General features: G+C 34.5%; 12 protein-coding genes. 5 read left to right on the top strand and 7 right to left on the bottom strand.

The annotated features are described in order from the left end of the window. Positions 1–52 precede the first annotated feature (52 nt). On the bottom strand, positions 53–1,363 hold the full coding sequence (locus GFU89_RS01290) for a M20 metallopeptidase family protein (protein ID WP_318845412.1): 1,311 nt from the start codon (positions 1,361–1,363) through the stop codon (positions 53–55). 194 nt (positions 1,364–1,557) lie between these two features. Here GFU89_RS01290 and GFU89_RS01285 point away from each other — a divergent pair, with 194 nt between their 5' ends. Next, positions 1,558–3,837 (top strand): patatin-like phospholipase family protein, encoded by a 2,280-nt coding sequence (locus tag GFU89_RS01285; RefSeq protein WP_318845411.1) that lies wholly within the window; start codon positions 1,558–1,560, stop codon positions 3,835–3,837. On the opposite strand, the gene GFU89_RS01280 is transcribed toward GFU89_RS01285, so the two are convergent. Then, positions 3,838–6,246 carry a leucine-rich repeat domain-containing protein gene (locus tag GFU89_RS01280; RefSeq protein ID WP_318845410.1) on the bottom strand — a complete coding sequence of 803 codons (2,409 nt, stop codon included), beginning with the start codon at positions 6,244–6,246 and terminating at the stop codon, positions 3,838–3,840. Then, positions 6,243–7,679, bottom strand: coding sequence for a toll/interleukin-1 receptor domain-containing protein (locus tag GFU89_RS01275; protein ID WP_318845409.1), 1,437 nt, complete (start codon positions 7,677–7,679; stop codon positions 6,243–6,245). Before GFU89_RS01275 ends, GFU89_RS01280 begins: the two co-directional genes overlap by 4 nt. A 544-nt stretch (positions 7,680–8,223) precedes the next feature. Here GFU89_RS01275 and GFU89_RS01270 point away from each other — a divergent pair. From GFU89_RS01270 to GFU89_RS01255, 4 genes are read left to right on the top strand one after another with little or no spacing between them, the layout of a single operon-like run. Beyond that, positions 8,224–8,667 (top strand): sugar dehydrogenase complex small subunit, encoded by a 444-nt coding sequence (locus GFU89_RS01270; RefSeq protein WP_318845408.1) that lies wholly within the window; start codon positions 8,224–8,226, stop codon positions 8,665–8,667. Then, the gene (locus tag GFU89_RS01265; RefSeq protein ID WP_318845407.1) at positions 8,664–10,742 is read left to right on the top strand and encodes a GMC family oxidoreductase; all 2,079 of its coding nucleotides are present in this window, start codon (positions 8,664–8,666) and stop codon (positions 10,740–10,742) included. Before GFU89_RS01270 ends, GFU89_RS01265 begins: the two co-directional genes overlap by 4 nt. Positions 10,743–10,746: 4 nt before the next feature. Next, positions 10,747–12,201 (top strand): ferritin-like protein, encoded by a 1,455-nt coding sequence (locus tag GFU89_RS01260; protein ID WP_318845406.1) that lies wholly within the window; start codon positions 10,747–10,749, stop codon positions 12,199–12,201. A gap of 18 nt (positions 12,202–12,219) precedes the next feature. Next, positions 12,220–13,749, top strand: a complete 1,530-nt coding sequence (locus tag GFU89_RS01255; protein ID WP_318845405.1) for a peroxidase, FMP-type — start codon at positions 12,220–12,222, stop codon at positions 13,747–13,749. Positions 13,750–13,828: 79 nt separating this feature from the next. On the opposite strand, the gene GFU89_RS01250 is transcribed toward GFU89_RS01255, so the two are convergent. The 4 genes from GFU89_RS01250 to zwf form a co-directional block, all read right to left on the bottom strand. Then, entirely contained in the window at positions 13,829–14,467 is a 639-nt protein-coding gene (locus GFU89_RS01250; protein ID WP_318845404.1) for a TetR/AcrR family transcriptional regulator, read from the bottom strand. A gap of 703 nt (positions 14,468–15,170) precedes the next feature. Continuing rightward, on the bottom strand, positions 15,171–15,809 hold the full coding sequence (locus GFU89_RS01245) for a TetR/AcrR family transcriptional regulator (RefSeq protein ID WP_318845403.1): 639 nt from the start codon (positions 15,807–15,809) through the stop codon (positions 15,171–15,173). A 705-nt stretch (positions 15,810–16,514) separates the two neighbouring features. Continuing rightward, on the bottom strand, positions 16,515–17,225 hold the full coding sequence (gene pgl / locus GFU89_RS01240) for a 6-phosphogluconolactonase (protein WP_318845402.1): 711 nt from the start codon (positions 17,223–17,225) through the stop codon (positions 16,515–16,517). Positions 17,226–17,250: 25 nt separating this feature from the next. Continuing rightward, positions 17,251–18,732 (bottom strand): glucose-6-phosphate dehydrogenase, encoded by a 1,482-nt coding sequence (gene zwf, locus GFU89_RS01235; protein ID WP_318845401.1) that lies wholly within the window; start codon positions 18,730–18,732, stop codon positions 17,251–17,253. Between the last annotated feature and the right edge of the window lie 3 nt (positions 18,733–18,735).

The following is an 18,735-nucleotide window of genomic DNA, read 5'->3' as shown; positions in this document are numbered from 1 at the left end:
CCACACCTCTATCTGGAATGTTATTCGAGATAGATGTCATTGCGGTGAAAAATTAGTTTCTGTTGAGGCGTTCAATAAGTAATGATGAAAAGCTTCTAACTCCGGTTCTGATGCTTTCTTCATCCACTTGAAAATTAGGAGAATGATTCATAGCAATCACTCCTTTTTTAAAATTAGAACCACCCAGGAAAAAGTAAACACCCGGGATTTTCTGTTGAAAATAGGAGAAATCATCATTAAAAAACGGAACCTGCCCATAATCCGGAGCAACTGCATTTTTACCATACAGATTCTGAAGGATTTCCGTGGCCGATGTTGTAAGCTTTTCATCATTGATAACCGTTGGATTTCCCTGAACAAACGAAACGGAAAGAAGTTTGTCTTTGTACCCGCTATCCTCTATAATTTTCTGAACTCCCGGAATTATTTTATCTACATTAGAAGAATTGGTCTCATACAGATAGGTTTCAAGAAAGGACACATTATTTTTAGAATAAATATTAAATTTTCCATCTGCGAAAAGATAATCTTTGAAAATTGTATCAGGATTGGTCAACCCTATTTTAGGATCAACAATAGACTGTATTTCCCAAGGCTTAGTTCCGGATTGAATACGGGTCAGGAAATTACTGATCTTTTGGGTTAACCCTTCTGTCTCTTCTTCAGATAATCCATTATTTAACTGAACTCTTATTTTCTTCTGATAGGCAAACATTTCATTGGGTTTTACCATGATCTGCCCTACAGGTATTGCTGTCACATGCAGTCCATATATTTCGTCAGGATTTATTTTGGAAAGCAACCCCTTATCCAACATTTCCTTTGCACCTTTGAATGTTTCTTCTTCAGGCTGAAATATGAAATAGACTGTTCCTTTTAATGACTTTTTATTTTTTGAAAGAACCTCTGCAATTCCTAATCCAATTGCCATATGGACATCGTGACCACAACCATGCTGAACTCCTTTTACTTTTGATTTGAATGCTTCAGGATCAGGATAATCATTGGGTAATGCATCCATATCTGATCTCCAGGCTATTTTTTTGCCTTTTTGAGCTCCTTTCAGAATCCCTACTACACTGTAACCGTATATATCGGTTTTTACTTCCAATCCCAAATCAAGCAGATATCGTGTGATGACCTCTTGTGTATGCATTTCTTTACCTGCCAATTCCGGATTTTCATGAAAGCTTCTCCTGATATTAACCAGTTTATCAAATATCCGGTCTGTTTCAAGCTGAATAGACTGATGCACCGACTGTTTTAGGAAAGAATGGGAAACCGCCACATCTTTAGTGCTCAATTCTTGCGCAGGCAAAACGGAAGAGATCAGGCATAGTATAGTAAAAGTAAGTTTTTTCATGGTCTGAAGTAATTGGTTTATCGGAGCTCTATTCAATAAAAAACAATAGGCTATTTTTTGTTATATATTAATTTATTATATAAATATAAGGTAGATTTTCAAAGTAGATAAGAGTATTTTATTTAAAAAAATAAACTCTCATGACAGCTATAAATATTACAATAAAACACTAAATTTATAAAAAACTAACTACAATGGAAACAAAAACGATCAGATTAGGATTATGCCTGGCTGGTGCTGTATCTGCAGGTGCTTATACAGCAGGTGTGATGGATTATTTTATTGAAACATTGGAAAGATGGGAAAGGGAAAAAGAAAAAATCAGAACCAAATTAAAACGGAATGAAGAGCTCACAGAAGCTGAAATAAAAGTTCCCCTTCATGATGTTGTTATCGAAATTATTTCAGGTGCATCTGCAGGCGGAATGACAGGTGCAATACTTGGCTACTCTTTTTGTGACAACACTTACTATAATAAAATTAATGACGGGGTTGCGCATTTTAATTATACTATTCCTGATCAAACATTTCAAAAATCGAAATTATACCAATCCTGGATTGAAATGATGGATGATGATAAAAAAGGAATTAGTACTCTTGAAAAATTATTAGATACTAGTGATCTTAAAAAAGAGAAGTTTTCATTGTGGGATATGAAATCATTTTTAAATTCACAGGTAATTGATGATATTGCCAAAGCTGCTGTTCCGAAAGGCAGCATCAATTACAATCCTCCTAACTTTATCAGTAAAAATCTTAATCTGCTTTTATCTGTAACAAATGTACAAGGAGTTCCTATTGATATCAAATTTGCAAACATCAGCCAGGATAACCCCACCAGAAATGTTTTAAGGATGCACAGTGGTTTTTTACATTATACATTTTCCACAAACTCCCACATCAATATAAATTGTGATTTTCCATCAGATACTTTATGTGACGATAATAAAGAATATCTTTCTCATGCAGCCATGGCAACTGGTGCTTTTCCATTTGGTCTAAAAAACAGAGTCATCCATGTTTCCCATGACTATTTTTTAAAATTTAAACAAAACTTACTCGACAAATACAAAATGGATGTTGCAGTAGATCCTCAAGGAAAGCCTTATTCCTTCACTGCTGTAGATGGGGGAGCAATAAATAATGAACCATTGGGAACCGTGGTAAAACTAATGCAGTCCAAAATAAAAAACTATCATCAAAATGATAAAGCATATTATATTTTAGTAGATCCTTTTCCTAATATTACAAATGCTACCTCAATTCGTTCTCAGGAAGAAGTGACACAAAATAATTTAAAAGATCTAATTTTTAAACTTATAGGAACTTTTAGAAATCAGTCTATGTTTAAACAGGAAGATATTCTGAGCGCGTTAGATATGGATCGCTCCAGATTTTTAATTTATCCCTCCAAAAGAGGATTTTATTTTTTGGCAAGTGGCTTAATAAGTGGGTTTTCCGGTTTTTTCAAGAAATCTTTCAGAGAGCATGACTATCAATTGGGCAGAAAGAACTGTCAGACTTTTTTAAGATATTATTTCGGTAATGAATTTTCAGACTTTGAATCTGAAACGGGTATTCTTCTCAATGTTGAACAAAAAAGAATCTTCGCCTACGATTCCAATTATAAAATACCTGAAAAAAATAAAAATTTCAGGTTTCCATATATTCCTGATTTATTATTGCTTGAACATACGCGTCAAGAGGAAATTCCGATTCCCATTTACAAGGGATTAAGTATAGAAGAATTCAAAAAAATCAACAGTAAAATAGAAGAAAGATTAAAAATGATTGTTGATAATACCTACCCTTCAATTATAACACAGATAAAGAAACAAAGTAAGATTGCAGGATTTGCAAGTTCATTGTTTTCTTCGTACATAAAAAGAAATATCTATAAAAGAATCAATGCACCTATTAAAGAGTTTCTCAATAATACTTTTAAGCCTCAATGTATAAAACAGGAGGAACTCATGGTCAAATATTCAGAGTTTATATTAAAACATGGAAAACCTTATTATAAAATAAAAGGTGTATATGCAAAAATTGCAGAATCCAGTCAGGAAATAAAATCTGTGATAGGAGGAAAAACAGAAACAATTAATTATGCAGGAAAAGGAGACTATATCATTAAAAACGATACTGATCATAAAGAAAAATATATCCTACTGAAAGATCAGTTTGATCAAAGATATATTCCCTATGGAAATGAAACTGACCATGAAGGTTATTTATTTTACCGCCCGGTTACCATACCTGTACATGCCATTCAGTTAACGGCAGATAATATAGAAAAATATAATCTTACAGAATTCCACAATGTTTTAGATCCTGAAAAAGAATCACACATAGAAGCCCAGTGGAACCAGAGCATGTTGGTCACTCAGGATGACTATTTAGTTCTTGCTTTTGACGAATCCGGGATATACCGAATAGAAAAAGAAGTATTTAAAGAAACTTATCAACCGATTTAATTATTGGTTGATAATAATTCTCTGTCCATTTTTGTTATAAAATTCTCCTTCAAGTTTTTGAGAGTTATTTGTAAAATCTATTCTTTCCAAAATTGATTTGGAGAATTTTTCTTTTAATACACCTATATCAGGAAGCATTGTTATAGTGCAGTTATTAAGATAAAGCTTAGTTAAAGATTCCAACTCTAAAGTAATTATAGGAAAATCATATAAATGATTCCCTGACAAAGACAATATCTCCAAATTTTTTAATTTTTTAATTTCATCTGGAATATTTAATATCTGATTATTATTCAGTGTCAAATATTTTAATGATTTTACATTACAAAGCTCAATAGGAATTGAAGAAATAGAGTTCTGATTCAGGTACAGTGCTTCCAAATTAGTTAGTTTTGATATATCTTTTGGGATTTTTGATATTTTATTATTCTGAAGATTAATCATATTAATCGTTTTAATATTTAAAATATTAGGAGGAATCGTTTCAAAATTATTATCTTTCAGTTGCACATTCTGCAAATATTTAAGACTCTTAACTTCATCAGGAAGTATACTTATCCCTTTACCTTCCAAACCAATTTTTTCCGTGGTTTCAATATTTCCAAAGCCTTGTCTTGCTTTTTCCCAGGCATAAAAAGCAATTAGTGAAGCATAATAATTATTGAGGATACCGTTTATTCTGGAGGTGTTTCCTTTGCGACGTTCCATAAAACGTTTAACCAAAGTATAATTATGTACTGCTTTTTTGTATTGCCCTATTTCAAAAAGAGAATCTGCTCTTAAACCAGCTTTCAAAGTATCCTGAACAACCTTACTATTATATCTTTTTCTTACTTCTTTATCATTATAACTTCCTGAAGACAAACAATAAAAAATGATTGCATTCTTAAAATCTTTGTTTTCGAGAAATCTTAAATAATAAGCTGTCTTATCATCAACGGATGATAATGAATTGATTATTGAAACAATTGCAGAATCTTTAGGTTTACTAAAATAATGAGGAATATAAAAACAGCCTACTATAATCATCAAAATCAATATTGCAAAAGCGACACGGAATCTCATCAGCTTTTTTAAAGTTCGGTCCAGCCTATTATTCATTCTCTCAGCTTTTTCATTTACTTTTCTCACTTCGTCAGCAACTCGGGCCCTTTCTTCAATCCTTAGTATATCATTCTTTACAGGATCAACCAATCTATCATGGGTAAGTTGGTAAAATGCATTTCCTTCAGAAATCACTTCTCTTATCAATCCTTCTTTTTTGAGAATAAATATTGCTTTTGAAGGATTTCCTTCAGGAATTTTTGTTGTGATAACAAGATCTCTTCTGCCAGTGGAAATTAATTGAGGAACAATAGTCTGCTTTACATCAAAGACTTCGCTATCTTTTAGCCCAATATTATAAGAAACAATATCCCAGCAGTCATTATAAAATTTCCAAATGATATCTGAAACCTCCGGAATATCATTTTCCTCAATGACAGTTTTTCCTTTTCCTATTACAATATTTCTTTCAATATCACGAGCAATGATCTGGAGCTGGATTGGATCTACCAAATGGGTATCATAATCAGCAATTTTTTCAATCAAACCTTTTAGAATACTGTCATTTTTAAAATGGAATGGTTTGGAATAATAATTTCCTTCAATAGTTGCAGGTTCATAAATTGCATTGAAAGCATCTTCTAAAGAAAGTGGTTCTATTGCAAAATCATTTTTTAAAATATCCGGAAAGAGATCACTAAACTGTGTCATTACACCCAACTTATCTTCTCTTACCACAAATAGACATTTTGCTCTGTTAGGAACACTTAAAAAATTATATTCTTCCTGAACAGGAATGTCAGAATTAATTTTTACATTAAGATTATCTTCAACCATTAGATAAATTTCTGCCGGAATTTTTGAACCCAAAAGATAAAACAGTTCTTTTTTTAAAGCTTCAATCTGTTTTTTAGTAAAAATCTGTATGTTTTCAAATTGGTCAAAAATCAGCACCAAATACTTATTCTGCTTTTCACATCGTTTATTCAAAACCCATAATGATGTTATATCATCCGGAATAAGAGTAAAAAGATTCTTTTTTAATGAAAGAACTTCTTCATAAACCTTATTAAATACAAAATCAGTCAGCAAGTTATTACTCTGGTCAGTAATAATTTCTGTAAGCTTTATTTCAATGGGAATAATTTCACACGAAACCTCATCATTATACTTATCTATAATTGGCAGCAATCCCGCCTGGATTAATGAACTCTTTCCAATTCCTGAGTCAGCATGAAAGACAGTAGTTTTATTCAGAAGCAATCTGTTAAAAAGGTTCTGAGAATCCTCATCTCTTCCTTTAAATAAGGAAGCATCTTTTTTTGAATAAGCATTCAATCCTGGGAATCTATAATTGGCACTCATAGCTCTTCTTTCATTTTACTGATTAACTGTAAGATAAAATTATCAAGCATCTCCTCTGCAACATTGTTCACATCCACTACATAATTATTCAGATCAGAAATATTTTTAATAAATTTTTTAATAAAATCCCTGATAAGTACATATCCTATAATTCTTTCCTGATCTGCTCCTTCTCTGGATGCTGTTTCAGTAAGTTTACTCTGCCAATAATCATAGTAGTACTGCATCCCTTCATCAATATTTTTAAAATCAAGGATAAGATCATTTGTAATTAAAATATAAAATACTCTTTCATCGAATTTATGATGTTCATTTACCCTCAATGCCTCAGTCATACAATAATATGATTTCAAATAGTCTTCACTGATCATCATTATCACAATCTTTCCTTTTCCTATTCGGGTCATAAAAGAATCAATACTTTGACCATATCCCAAATCCTGAGTATCATACAGTAGCTGCAATTCAGTCTGGGCGTTTTCATTAATATTCATTTCCGCCACCTTATTTTTAAATCGTTCCACAAGAGTTTCCAGAAACAGTTTATTTCTTCTGTTATATGAAATAAAGGAACTGAATTTATCCTGCATTCCTGTATCTCTTAACAGATCAGTTGCTGATGTATTGTTAATGATCTGAATAAGTCTGTTTAATATCTGAAGAGGTGGACTATCCGTAATATTTATACCTAAAGGTTTTGTCATTATAGAATTGATCATTTTATCCTTTACATATTGTGGACTGCTGCTTAGCCTGATTTTATTAGGATCAATGATTTTTTCATTAAATATTTTATAAGTAAGCAATTGATAAGCCCAGGAATCAAACCTAAAGCCCAGAAAAAGAAAACTATTTGCTTTCTGTAAATATGTCCGGATTGTATTGGGAAAAGAGTTTGGAGGAAGAATCTCCTGCATCCTTCTATATAAAAGACCATGAGAAATAATCAAACTCTGAGGATCTGAAGATTTGCCAAAAACATTATAAATTAAAGGCTGATCTTTATTAAATGTAATATTCTTATTCTCATCCTGATCTCCTTCAAAATAATCTTCCTGAACATTGGTATCCAGCTTATGTAAATAGTGAAACAATGATTCATCTGGAGAAGCATTTATAATTAAAGGGAATTTTATCTTGGAAATTGTTTCCAATAATTGAACATCTCCGTCTCCGGAATAAAACTTTCTGACATTTTGCTGTATTTTAAACCTATCCTCATCCTGAAATATCATTACACCATCAGTTGGAAAAAAAGTTATGCCGGCGTTTTCTTTCTGAAGCTTAAGAAAAAACTCTGTTCTATCTATTACTTTATTTTCAATCTCGTCACTCATATAAATATCTGGTCCTAAAACCAAAACACATCTTTGCTGTGATAAACTGGCTATAGTAATGGATAAAAGATCTTGTAAATTATCATTTTCATACATATTGGTTTTAGTTTTTTATGATATAACTATCACTATAAAGTTAATATTTTTTAATACAGAAACAAACAAAAATATTAACAAAACAACATCCACTCAAAAACCCGATCAAATAATAAAACTGATCTAACAAAACACAAAAAAAAATAAACATAATACAATTATATATACGAATAAGCTATTTTCAAACTCTACTTATTATTAATTCTTTATTCTGAACACACTACTGAAAACAATCTACCACATTATTTAAAATAATTCTAAACTAGGTGAAAACATAACCCTCTACAAACCCCTAACACAAAGGGTTTGTTACAAAAATTTAAATAATCATTAATATAAATTACGTAGAAATACTGAATCTTATCTGACAGGATCTGATTAATTTCGGATAAACAAAAACTGACCACAACTATGGATAGCTTGACAAACATGCACGCATTTCTGAAAAAGGAATGGTATCTGAAATCCAGCAGCTATAGATCAATCGGTATGATCACTTCCTGTTGAAAGGAGTTGAAGATATCTAACCCAAATTTTTAACGAAATGAATATTATTAACAAAATTCTCAACGTCGACGATTATTATTTCGACGTGTTTATGTCTATCTCGGAAGCACTTACCGGATTTACGGTCAACGAATTGCAGTCTACAGGTCTGGCAGAAACCTATTACACTTATGTTTTAAAAAATTTAGATTCAGTTACTTTCGAAGAATTCCTTACTGTTTCGAAAAATATTCTCGAAAAATATTCCGGTGATGAATTAAAAAAAGCCATTCAATCTGAAATTATTGGAAATCCCAAAAAGAATGATATTTCCGGAAAAGTGATCACAATGTGGTATTTAGGAACCTGGGAAGGTACTTATATCGATGATCTTTCTTACAAAGAAGGTCTTGTCTGGAATCTGATGCATTCTCATCCGCCCGGAGCAAAACAACCTGGCTACAAATCATGGAATATTAAACCTGTAAACAACAACTCATGAACCAGATCAATAACAAAAAAGATGTGATCATCGTAGGAACGGGGATTGCAGGATCATTAATTGCAAAACTCCTGACCGATCACGTATTTGACGTCACAAAAGGAAAAATGATCCACCGTGCAGATACCGGAAAATCGGATAATATCCGTGAAATATCTGTACTCATGTATGAAGCGGGTCTTGAAGCCGGCATTGAACTGGATTCTGTATCTTCAATGACCACTTACAATGATTATATCCGTACTTTTTATAAAGAGATAGCCAAAGTTCCCAATTCACCTTATCCCAACTTAAAACAGGCTCCTTCTCCGAACGTTCTTGACATGGAGAAAATTGTTCAGCCCAATCCGGGCAAAAAAGGATATCTGGTTCAGTTTGGGCCAATGCCGTTTGCGAGTGATGCTATCCGCGTGGGAGGCGGAACGACCCTTCACTGGCTGGGAACGACTCCAAGAATGCTTCCTAATGATTTCAAACTTACTGAAAAGTATGGCATTACCATTCCAAAACCCGATTCTACTGAGAAAACTTCTATCGACTGGCCAATAAGCTATGAAGAATTAAGGCCTTATTATGAAATGGCAGAATTTGAAATCGGGGTTTCCGGGGATGTTTCAAAACAGGAATATCCTATTGACGAAAAAATGGAAAAATATTATGGTGATTATGTATTCCCGATGGAAGAAATTCCTCAGAGTTATATGGATCATAAGATTATTGATGGACTTAAGGGGACAAGCGTAAAGCTAAGCTCAGGAGAGATTTCCTTAACGATGGTGCCTTCTCCACAGGGAAGAAACTCTATTCCGAATCCAAAATACGGAAAAACGAAAATCATTAAAGCCGAATCAAAAGAATCGGGATACAAACTGGTTTTAGACAGTTCTGAAAAAGAAGAATACAAAGCTCTTGGTTCTGTGTGGAATCCTTACATGGGAGAACGCTGTGAAGGAAACGCTTCATGTGTTCCGATCTGTCCTGTTCAGGCGAAGTACAATGCTTTAAAAACATTGAAAAAAGCTTTATATAAGATCAATGACAATGAAAATCTTAAACGCAATCCGTACATGCAGATTCAGGCTCAGAGTGTGGTGTACAGATTAAGTGTTGACCATAATGATAAGGATAAAATTTCCAAAGTTCACCTGAGAAGATATACTTCAAAAGAGAAAACAGATTTCGTTGAAGAATTTATTGACACCTCAGATGCCATCGTAATTCTGGCGGCCAATGCTTTTGAAAACCCAAAAATTCTATTGAATTCCAAATATACAACCAAAGAGGGTGTAAAAACTGCTGCCAACAGCAGTGATCAGGTGGGAAGAAACCTGATGGATCATATGGTAATGCTTACCTGGGGACTTTTCCCTGAACCGGTATACCCATACAGAGGTCCTGGTTCTACTACAAACATTTCGTCTTTCCGTGATGGAGATTTCAGAAGTAAATTTTCTGCATGGATCTCTCCGCTTGACAATTGGGGATGGGGATGGCCGGCATTTTCTCCGGGATCAGATGTTACCTATTTTATCACAGAGGAGAAGCTTTTTGGAGCAAAATTAAGAAAAGAACTCACCGACAGACTTTCAAAACAGGTATTATTTCATTTTGAAATTGAACAACTGCCGAATCCAAATAACAGAGTAACCATTAATGATCAGTATCTGGATGTTCTTGGCATTCCGAGACCTGTCATTCATTATGAACTGACAGAGTACGAGATGAAAGCGATGGAAGAGGCAAAACATGCTTCTGATCAGATGTTCAAAAAATTAAAGATTAAAGATTACACAAAATATACTGACGAGGATAAAAATTCTGTGATCTATAACAAAGTGAGATATTCTTACAACGGAGCAGGTCATATTGTGGGAACTCACAGAATGGGTTCTACGGCTGAAGATTCTGTTACCAACAGCTATTGTAAAACCTGGGATCACCCGAATTTATACGTCGTAGGGGCAGGAAATATGACCACTCTGGGAACTTCAAATCCTACTTTAACATTATCAGCATTCACGATCCGTTCGGTAGAATCTATCCTTGCTGATCTTGAAATTCAACTTAAAAAATAACAACATGAGACAAAGACTTATCAATAAAACAGCACAACCACAGGAAACGTTATTAAAAGGAGCAGGAATGGCAGGCAGAAGCGCCGTTGTTGCAGAAGCCGTTTCATTACCCTCTTTATTATTTGATTCCACACTCAGCAAAGAAGACTGGGTTGAAGGCGTAAAACATCACAGCAAAGCAGTGACCCACCTTTTACTGAATGATCAGATTGATGATTTTAATACGTATTTGGAATCTCAATCTGGTTTCGGAGTCCCGGAATCAAAAAATGGATTAACCGAAATTGATTATAAACCTGTTTTACAGGATCTTTTACAGACGGCGATTCTTATTGAGCACTCTACCATTCCGCCTTATTTGACTGCTTTGTACTCTATCAAGGATGGAACTAATGCTTTAGCTTCACAAATTATCAGAAGTGTTGCTGTAGAAGAAATGCTTCACCTGATCATGGTTTGTAATGTTCTGAATGCAATTGATATTCAGCCCTCTGTAAACAAACAGGAGAACTACCCTACTTATCCTATGAAATTACCAATGAATGTTGATTTCTATATAGGTTTGGAAACATTCTCAAGCAACAGTATTGCAACATTTATTGCGATTGAAAGTCCAAGCAAGCCTCTGGTAAAGGCACCGAAATATGATCATGAAACCGACACCTTCGAATCATATTCTCAAAGAGTCGCTGTACAGGAAAACAACTTCTGGACTCTTGAAAACATGAAAGGTTTCATCATGGAAAATGTATATACTATTGGTGAATATTATGATGTTTTATTCTTCTATATCGTTGTTTTCCAAATCACAGCTTATTACAAAAATCACGGAAGTCTTCCTAAGAATTTTGAAGAATTAAATAAGGGTGGAATTTTCACAGGAAAGCCGGAAAAACAGATCCGTCCTGAGCAATATTATGGAAGTGGTGGAAAATTACATTTTGTAGAAGCTCTAGCTGGAGTCATTGCTGTTTTCCAGGAGATTAAAGGACAGGGTGAAGGAGCTGATGATTCTATTTTTGATGTGGATTCTTCCCAGTTTGAAGAAGGGGTGGAACTGGCTCATTATTTCAGATTTAAAGAAGTTTTCCATGAGCATTTCTATCTGGGAGGAAATTATGAACCTTTTATGGATGAAAACGGAATGATGCCTGTCACGACTCCACCCAACGGAAAAAATCTACCAGTAGAATGGGATGCGGCCTATCCCATGAAGCCTAATCCTAAGGTGGAAGATTATATTAAAAACAAAGAACTGCACGCACAGGGAGTTGAGTTTAATAAAACCTACAGACGTTTATTAGACGCTATACAAAGTGCTGTGGAAGGAAACCAAAGAGAGTTGGAAAAATCCATTATGTACATGTATGCGTTGAAAGAACAGGCTGTCAACCTGATGAAACAACCATTGGATGCTCACACTAATGCGGGCCCAACATTCGAATACACTGAATTATAACCATAAAAACGATATATCATGCTTAAAAGAAAAAAAGAAAGTCCCGAAGCGGGAGGAGAACAATTGTTCCGCAAAATGCCCGGCCAAAATGAAGTTAATCTGGCCGAGATAATGGATGGATACTCAAAACTTCTTATTGATGATCCGGTAAGACCATTCAGAGAAGACAATCTGCAGGCTATTGAGAAAAATGTAGATTATGGAGTCCTTGCCGCCTTGAATGGAACATGGGTAAGTTATAATGCCAACTACAATCAAGGTGTTGCCAAACCATCATTAGCAAGCGGAGTGCATACTACCATTATGCCTTCTCCAGGAACCAATTCAGGAACAATTCCCGGAAAATTTGCTTTTGATAGTGAAGAATATATTGAGAAACTGACATTTGCAATCGTTCCCGGTGGTGTTCGTAACCGTGGTGGTGCCAGTGAACTTTTCTGTGGGGCTGTTAAATATGAACAGAGCATCAAGAGCGTTAATACCGTACAGGGACAGAATGCCTTACAATACACCCCTATCCATGAAGAAAATGGTATGTTTCTCTGGCTGAGTGACGTCTACAACCATGCAGCAACTAAAGAATCTATCGAAAGGGACCGTGGTATTCATGCCTTTTCAACAGAAGATGCTAAAAAATATGGATATACAGGAAAATATAGAGATGAGCCTTTGGTAAGGATAACACCAGACGGAGAACCGAATCCTAAATATATTCTTCTAAGCCAGCTAGAGCCGGGACAGCCTTATTACGAGATTATTCCAGCACAGGAACTGAAGCCCGGAGCAGGAGTTGACGGTCCTTATTTTATTCCGGACTACTCTATTTCCCGAAGCGGCGTTATTCCTCATGGGAGTACCATTACTTTACTTGGAGATATTATTTCTCAGAATATTGATGATAAAACCTATTATTTAATTAATGGTTCCCCGCAATTCCCTTATGGTAAAGCAGCATGGGATACCAATCATCTTTCGATTTCACGTACGATGGGGAACGCAGGAGTAACCCCTGACAATATCATTGATCTGGACCAGCCTGCACCGGATTGGGTACATGAAACGTTAGATGATGATAATGATCCGGGTTCAAACAAGATTTATACCCAGAGAATACTGGCAAATGATTTATATCCTTATTCTGTAAGACCAGATTTAAGACTTAGAGACACATTAAGAGGCCAGGAAGTAAGCAATTATGTTCATGTAAGAATGTCTTCCAAAATGAAAACCGGAGCGCAGGGAGGTGTTTTGAATGTTCCTTTTGTCAACCGTTTTGTTCCAACTGTTGAGGTGGATATGGATATGTGGATTGAAACCATTATTGAAGACGGAAAAGAGATTCTTCAGCTTCAATATGAGCAAATTGTATTCTTCGAATTTGATTTCGGGAATGATGGCGGCACCACAAGCTGGCCTCATATCCAGGTCAATACGCTTCGTAAGTTAGCAGATATTCCTGAGGATCAGAGAAAAGTGATTGAAGAGCAGTTCTTCAACACTACCGGAAGTACTGATGCTGCTTCAGGATGTCCTTATCATAAAGGATAAGATATTCATCACAACATACAACCAAGGGGCAGATTACTGCCTCTTTTTTATGTTATTTAAGGTTTATTCTCCTTGAACATTAAAGATTTTCATAGGTCTGATCTACCATAAAGGATACAGCTTTTTTGATTTTTTCGCGGCCTTCAGGTGTATTGGTATCTATCCCACAGAAAAGACTGCCATTCAGAGAAGAAAACATATTCAGGTAATAAAGTCCTGAAACCATAATGGCCATGATAGAACGATAAGTGTCCATTTTTTCTTTGAAATGGTCCTCCATCAATAATTTAAAGATATATTCTCCGTTTTCTTCCTGAGTATCTATCAGTTTTTTTAATGATTTTCGGGGTTCAGATATGGTCCACAACAATAGTTTCTGTGCTTCTTTGTTGGTGTATACATGATCAAATTGTGACAGAAGCATCTGCTCGATAAATTCTCTTCCGCCATCTTCCAGATTCGGTTTTATTTTTTCAACTTCTTCACTGGTTACCTTCACCCAAAAATCCTGTGTACGAACATATTCGTCCATCAGACCATCCATACCGCCAAAATAGGTGTAGATCATTTTCTTATCTACCCCGGCAGTTGCAGCGATATCATTGATCTTCAATCCTGCATATCCTTTCGTTTTCAGAATTTTACCAACTGCATCTAAAAACTTTTTCTTACTGCGTTCCTTATTTCTAATACTCCCTGATGCTGACTTTCTTTCCATGACTAAACATTCAATATACAAGTTTAAGCAATTTTTTTTTATTTTAGACACTAACCAGTGTCTAATGTCAACTATTTGTATACATTTGTACAAACTAAAACCATTCACTATATAAAAACACTATCGAGGTTGAAAAATTAAAAACTATTCAGATTGTATCGTTAGTTCCCTCAGTTTAAAATATTTCGAAAATAAACGACTGAGGTAAAAACACAACCAAACAGCATCATTTTCTATAATGATGCTGTTTTTTATTAGCAAAATGCCGCTATGATATTAAATAAAACACTTTTCAAGTGTTGAAATGTATGTCTTTAGCTTGAGAAGGATCTTTTTTTTGTCTTGTTTGGTGATTAAACTGGAATATCAGCTTCATTCAGATAGTAATTTCTTTGTATACCAAAAATTAATAATCTGAAAATCAAAATTTTAAAATAAAATTTAAAAAATACATACTATTTTACACACTTCATGGTGTCTTATTTCATATATTTGTACAAACTAAAACCATCTATATATTTTAAAACACTTTTAGGTTGAAAAAATAAAACAATTCAGACTGTTTTTATTTTTGTTCCCTTACTTTAAGACAATTTCGAACACGAAACAACTAAGGTAGAAACACAACAACACAATGGACCATTAGAAATTTCTAATGGTTTTGTTTTTTTTCGAAATTATTGAGATCAGAACAAACTGAATATTAAAGATTCCCGTAGGTTTGGTTTAATAAAAAAGAAACTGCTTTTTTTATTTTTTCCCGTCCTTTAGTAGTGTCAACGTCTATTCCACAGAAAATACTTCCATTCATAGCAGCATACATATTCAGATAATAAAGTCCGGAAACCAGGATTGCCATTACTGAACGTACATCTTCAGCATGTTCTTTGAAATGAGGATCCATCAGCAGTTTAAAAATATATTCTCCGTTTTCTTCCTGAATATCGGTAAGCTTCCTTAATGATTTTCTGGGTTCAGAAATGCGCCATAGCAGTAACTTTTGCGCTTCTTTGCTTTTGTAAACATAGTCAAATTGTGACAGCAGCATATCTTCCATAAAAGATTGTCCTCCATCATCCAATTTCGGTTTTATTTTTTCTACCTCATCAATGGTCACTTTACTCCAGTAATCCTGAGACCGTATATATTCGTCTATCAACCCGTCTATCCCGCCAAAATAAGTATAGATCATCTTTTTATCTACCCCGGCAGTAGCAGCAATATCATTTACTTTCAATGCAGTATGCCCTTTTATTCTCAGTATTTTTCCCACTGCGTCCAAAAATTTTTTTTTACTGCGCTCCTTATTCCGGATATTTCCTGCTGCTGACTTTCTTTCCATGGTAAACTTTCAATTCTACAAGTTTATGAATTTTTTTTCATTTTAGACACTTTTTAGTGTCTAAATGTTTATATTTGCAGAAACTAATAACCATTTTATATAAAACGAACGATCAAAGTTGTGAGATTGTGAGAGATCAGATTGTACCGTTAGTTCCCTCAGTTTAAATGTTTTTGAACATTCAGCTGCTGAGGTAAAACATTACTCGCAGCACCATTCTTTATGGTGCTGTTTTTATTTAAAAGAAGTATTTCTTTCTCATTTAGTGGTCATAAATACCTCTTCTGCTTCAATTTTCTGATTTAAATTTATTTTTTGTTGATTTTATTTCTTGCTTCAAATGCCTTATATAAAAGGTTTTTCATGAGTTGCTTAAGGTTTAAATGAAAATAATTTTATTTTTTTTCATTTTAGACACTATGAAGTGTCTTATTTTTGTATATTTGCTTCAAACTAATAACCATTTTACATAGAAGCACTATTTGAGTTGAGAAAAAATAAAAAGTTTCGGACACAAGCAACTAAGGTAAAAACACTAAATGCAACAGTATCATTAGCTCTTTAATGATGCTGTTTTTAAATTTGAAGTACAGATTTTTGATTTTGAAGTACAGAAAATTATATATACCGGCTTCGGTATAGAATAGTTGATATGAAGAGAGACTGTCCTTGGACAGTCTCTTATTTTAAAAGTCAAAGTTTATATTAACCTTTTGCTTTTTCGTCTGTAAAAAAATGATATCCATCCTTTCTCTCAATAAGTTGTAATGGATATAATGATGGATTATATTCGCCGTTCAATACTTCATTCAATGCATGTTTTTTGGATTCACCAAATGCTATTACCAGAATATTTTCAGCTTTATTGATCAACGGTGCAGTCAATGTGATCCTGAACATTTCCTGAGGCTTGAGATAATAGGCAGAAACCCACTTTTCTTTTTCATTTAAAACCTCTTCACCCGGAAATAGAGAAGCAGTATGACCGTCATCTCCCATTCCTAAAAGAATAAAATCAAAAACACCCTCATTACCAAGAATTCCCCTGATCTGCTCTTCATATGTCATTGCATAATCTTCCGGAGTTATTCCTTCACCATACATAGGAAAAATATGGTTGTTATCTACTGGAACCTGACTGAGAAGGGCCTCATCCGTCATTCTGAAGTTACTTTTATCATCATGCAAAGGAACCCATCGTTCGTCCACCCAAAAAAAGTAGACATTATTCCATTCTATCTGTTCTGCATATTTCGGGGTTGCTAATAGTTTGAAAATAGCTTTAGGAGAAGATCCTCCACTCAATGCAACCACAAAACGGCCATTTTTCTGAATAGATTTTTTTGAAAGATCAACAAATGCATCCGCTGCCTTTGTGTACAGTTTTTCCAAGTCGTCAAATACTGTAATATTCATTTTTTTGTTTAATTTTTATATTGTTTTATACCCAGCTGTGCCCTTGTCTTTCTACTAAAGCATTACAGTCTTCCGGTCCCCAGCTTCCTGCTTTATAATTCGGGAAGGATAAATCTTTGTTATTTTCCCAGGCTTCCTGTATTGTTGTAACAACATCCCATGCTTCTTCCACCTGATCGGAACGCATAAATAATGTAAGATCTCCTAAAAGAGCATCCTGCAACAACGTTTCATAAGCTTCCGGAGTATCATCCTGACAGGCAAAATTATCAAAAATCATTTCTGCAGGTTTTAAATCCAAGGTCAATCCCGGTTTTTTTGTCATAAACTGCAATCTGATATCCATCATCGGCTGAATATTAATAATCAACCTGTTAGCAGATAAAAGATGTGGACTGTCTGAGAATGTAGAATGAGGAAGCGGCTTAAACTGGATGGTAATATAAGAATGCTTTTCTTTCATTTTCTTTCCGGTACGAACATAGAAAGGAACGTCCTGCCATCTTTCGTTATCCAGATAAAATTTTATTGCAGCAAACGTTTCGGTGTTGGAATCTTCAGCAATACCGCTCTCCTGACGGTAGCCTTTCACATCTACTCCGTTGATTGTACTTTTCCCGTATTGACCTCTTACTGCATAGTGCTCAACCTGATCTGAAGAAATTCTGCGAATTGATTTCAAAACATCTACTTTACGGTCTCTTATTTCCCCTGATTGCAATGAAGCTGGTGGTTCCATAGCCACCATACACAGGATCTGCAACAGGTGGTTCTGAATCATATCTCTCAATGCTCCTGTCTGCTCATAAAAAGCTCCTCTTGTCTCAACACCTACTTCTTCTGCTACGGTAATCTGTACTGATTCTATATATTTATGCTCCCATAAAGGTTCAAAAATTGAATTTCCAAATCTGAATGCCAATATATTCTGTACGGTTTCCTTTCCCAAATAATGATCAATACGATAAATCTGTTCTTCTTCAAATGTTTTTGCCAGAAGAGTATTCAGCTCAATCGCCGACTGTTTATTGTGACCAAATGGTTTTTCAATAATAATACGGTCTTTTTTCGGATCTGAAGCTAATGCTGTTGTTTTGATATGGTTGGAAATGGTAGAAATGAAATTGGGTCCAATTGACAGGTAAAACAACCTGTTGGCTCTCATTCCGTAAACAGAATCAAAATCCAGCAATTTCTGCTGCAGATTCTGATAAGAACTTTCTTCATCCAATTGATGCTGAAAGTAAGTAATATGAGCCTGAAAACCAGCCCAGTCTTCAGAAGTCACTTTTTTTCTGGAGAAACTCTCAAGGTTTTCTTTGATATAATTTCTAAAAAGTTCATCGGTATTTTCGGCTCTTCCCAAGGCAACAATATTGAAGCCTTTGGGCATTCTGCCGTCGATGTATAAGTTATAAAATGCCGGAAAAAGTTTTCTTTTTGCCAGATCTCCTGTAGCACCAAAAATAACGATAGTTGTTGGCTGCAAGATTCTATTTTGATTCATTTT

Origin of the sequence: Chryseobacterium sp. JV558 (genome assembly GCF_033712365.1) — a bacterium.
Lineage (GTDB): Bacteria > Bacteroidota > Bacteroidia > Flavobacteriales > Weeksellaceae > Chryseobacterium.
This window is presented reverse-complemented; position numbering and strand designations above follow the sequence as displayed.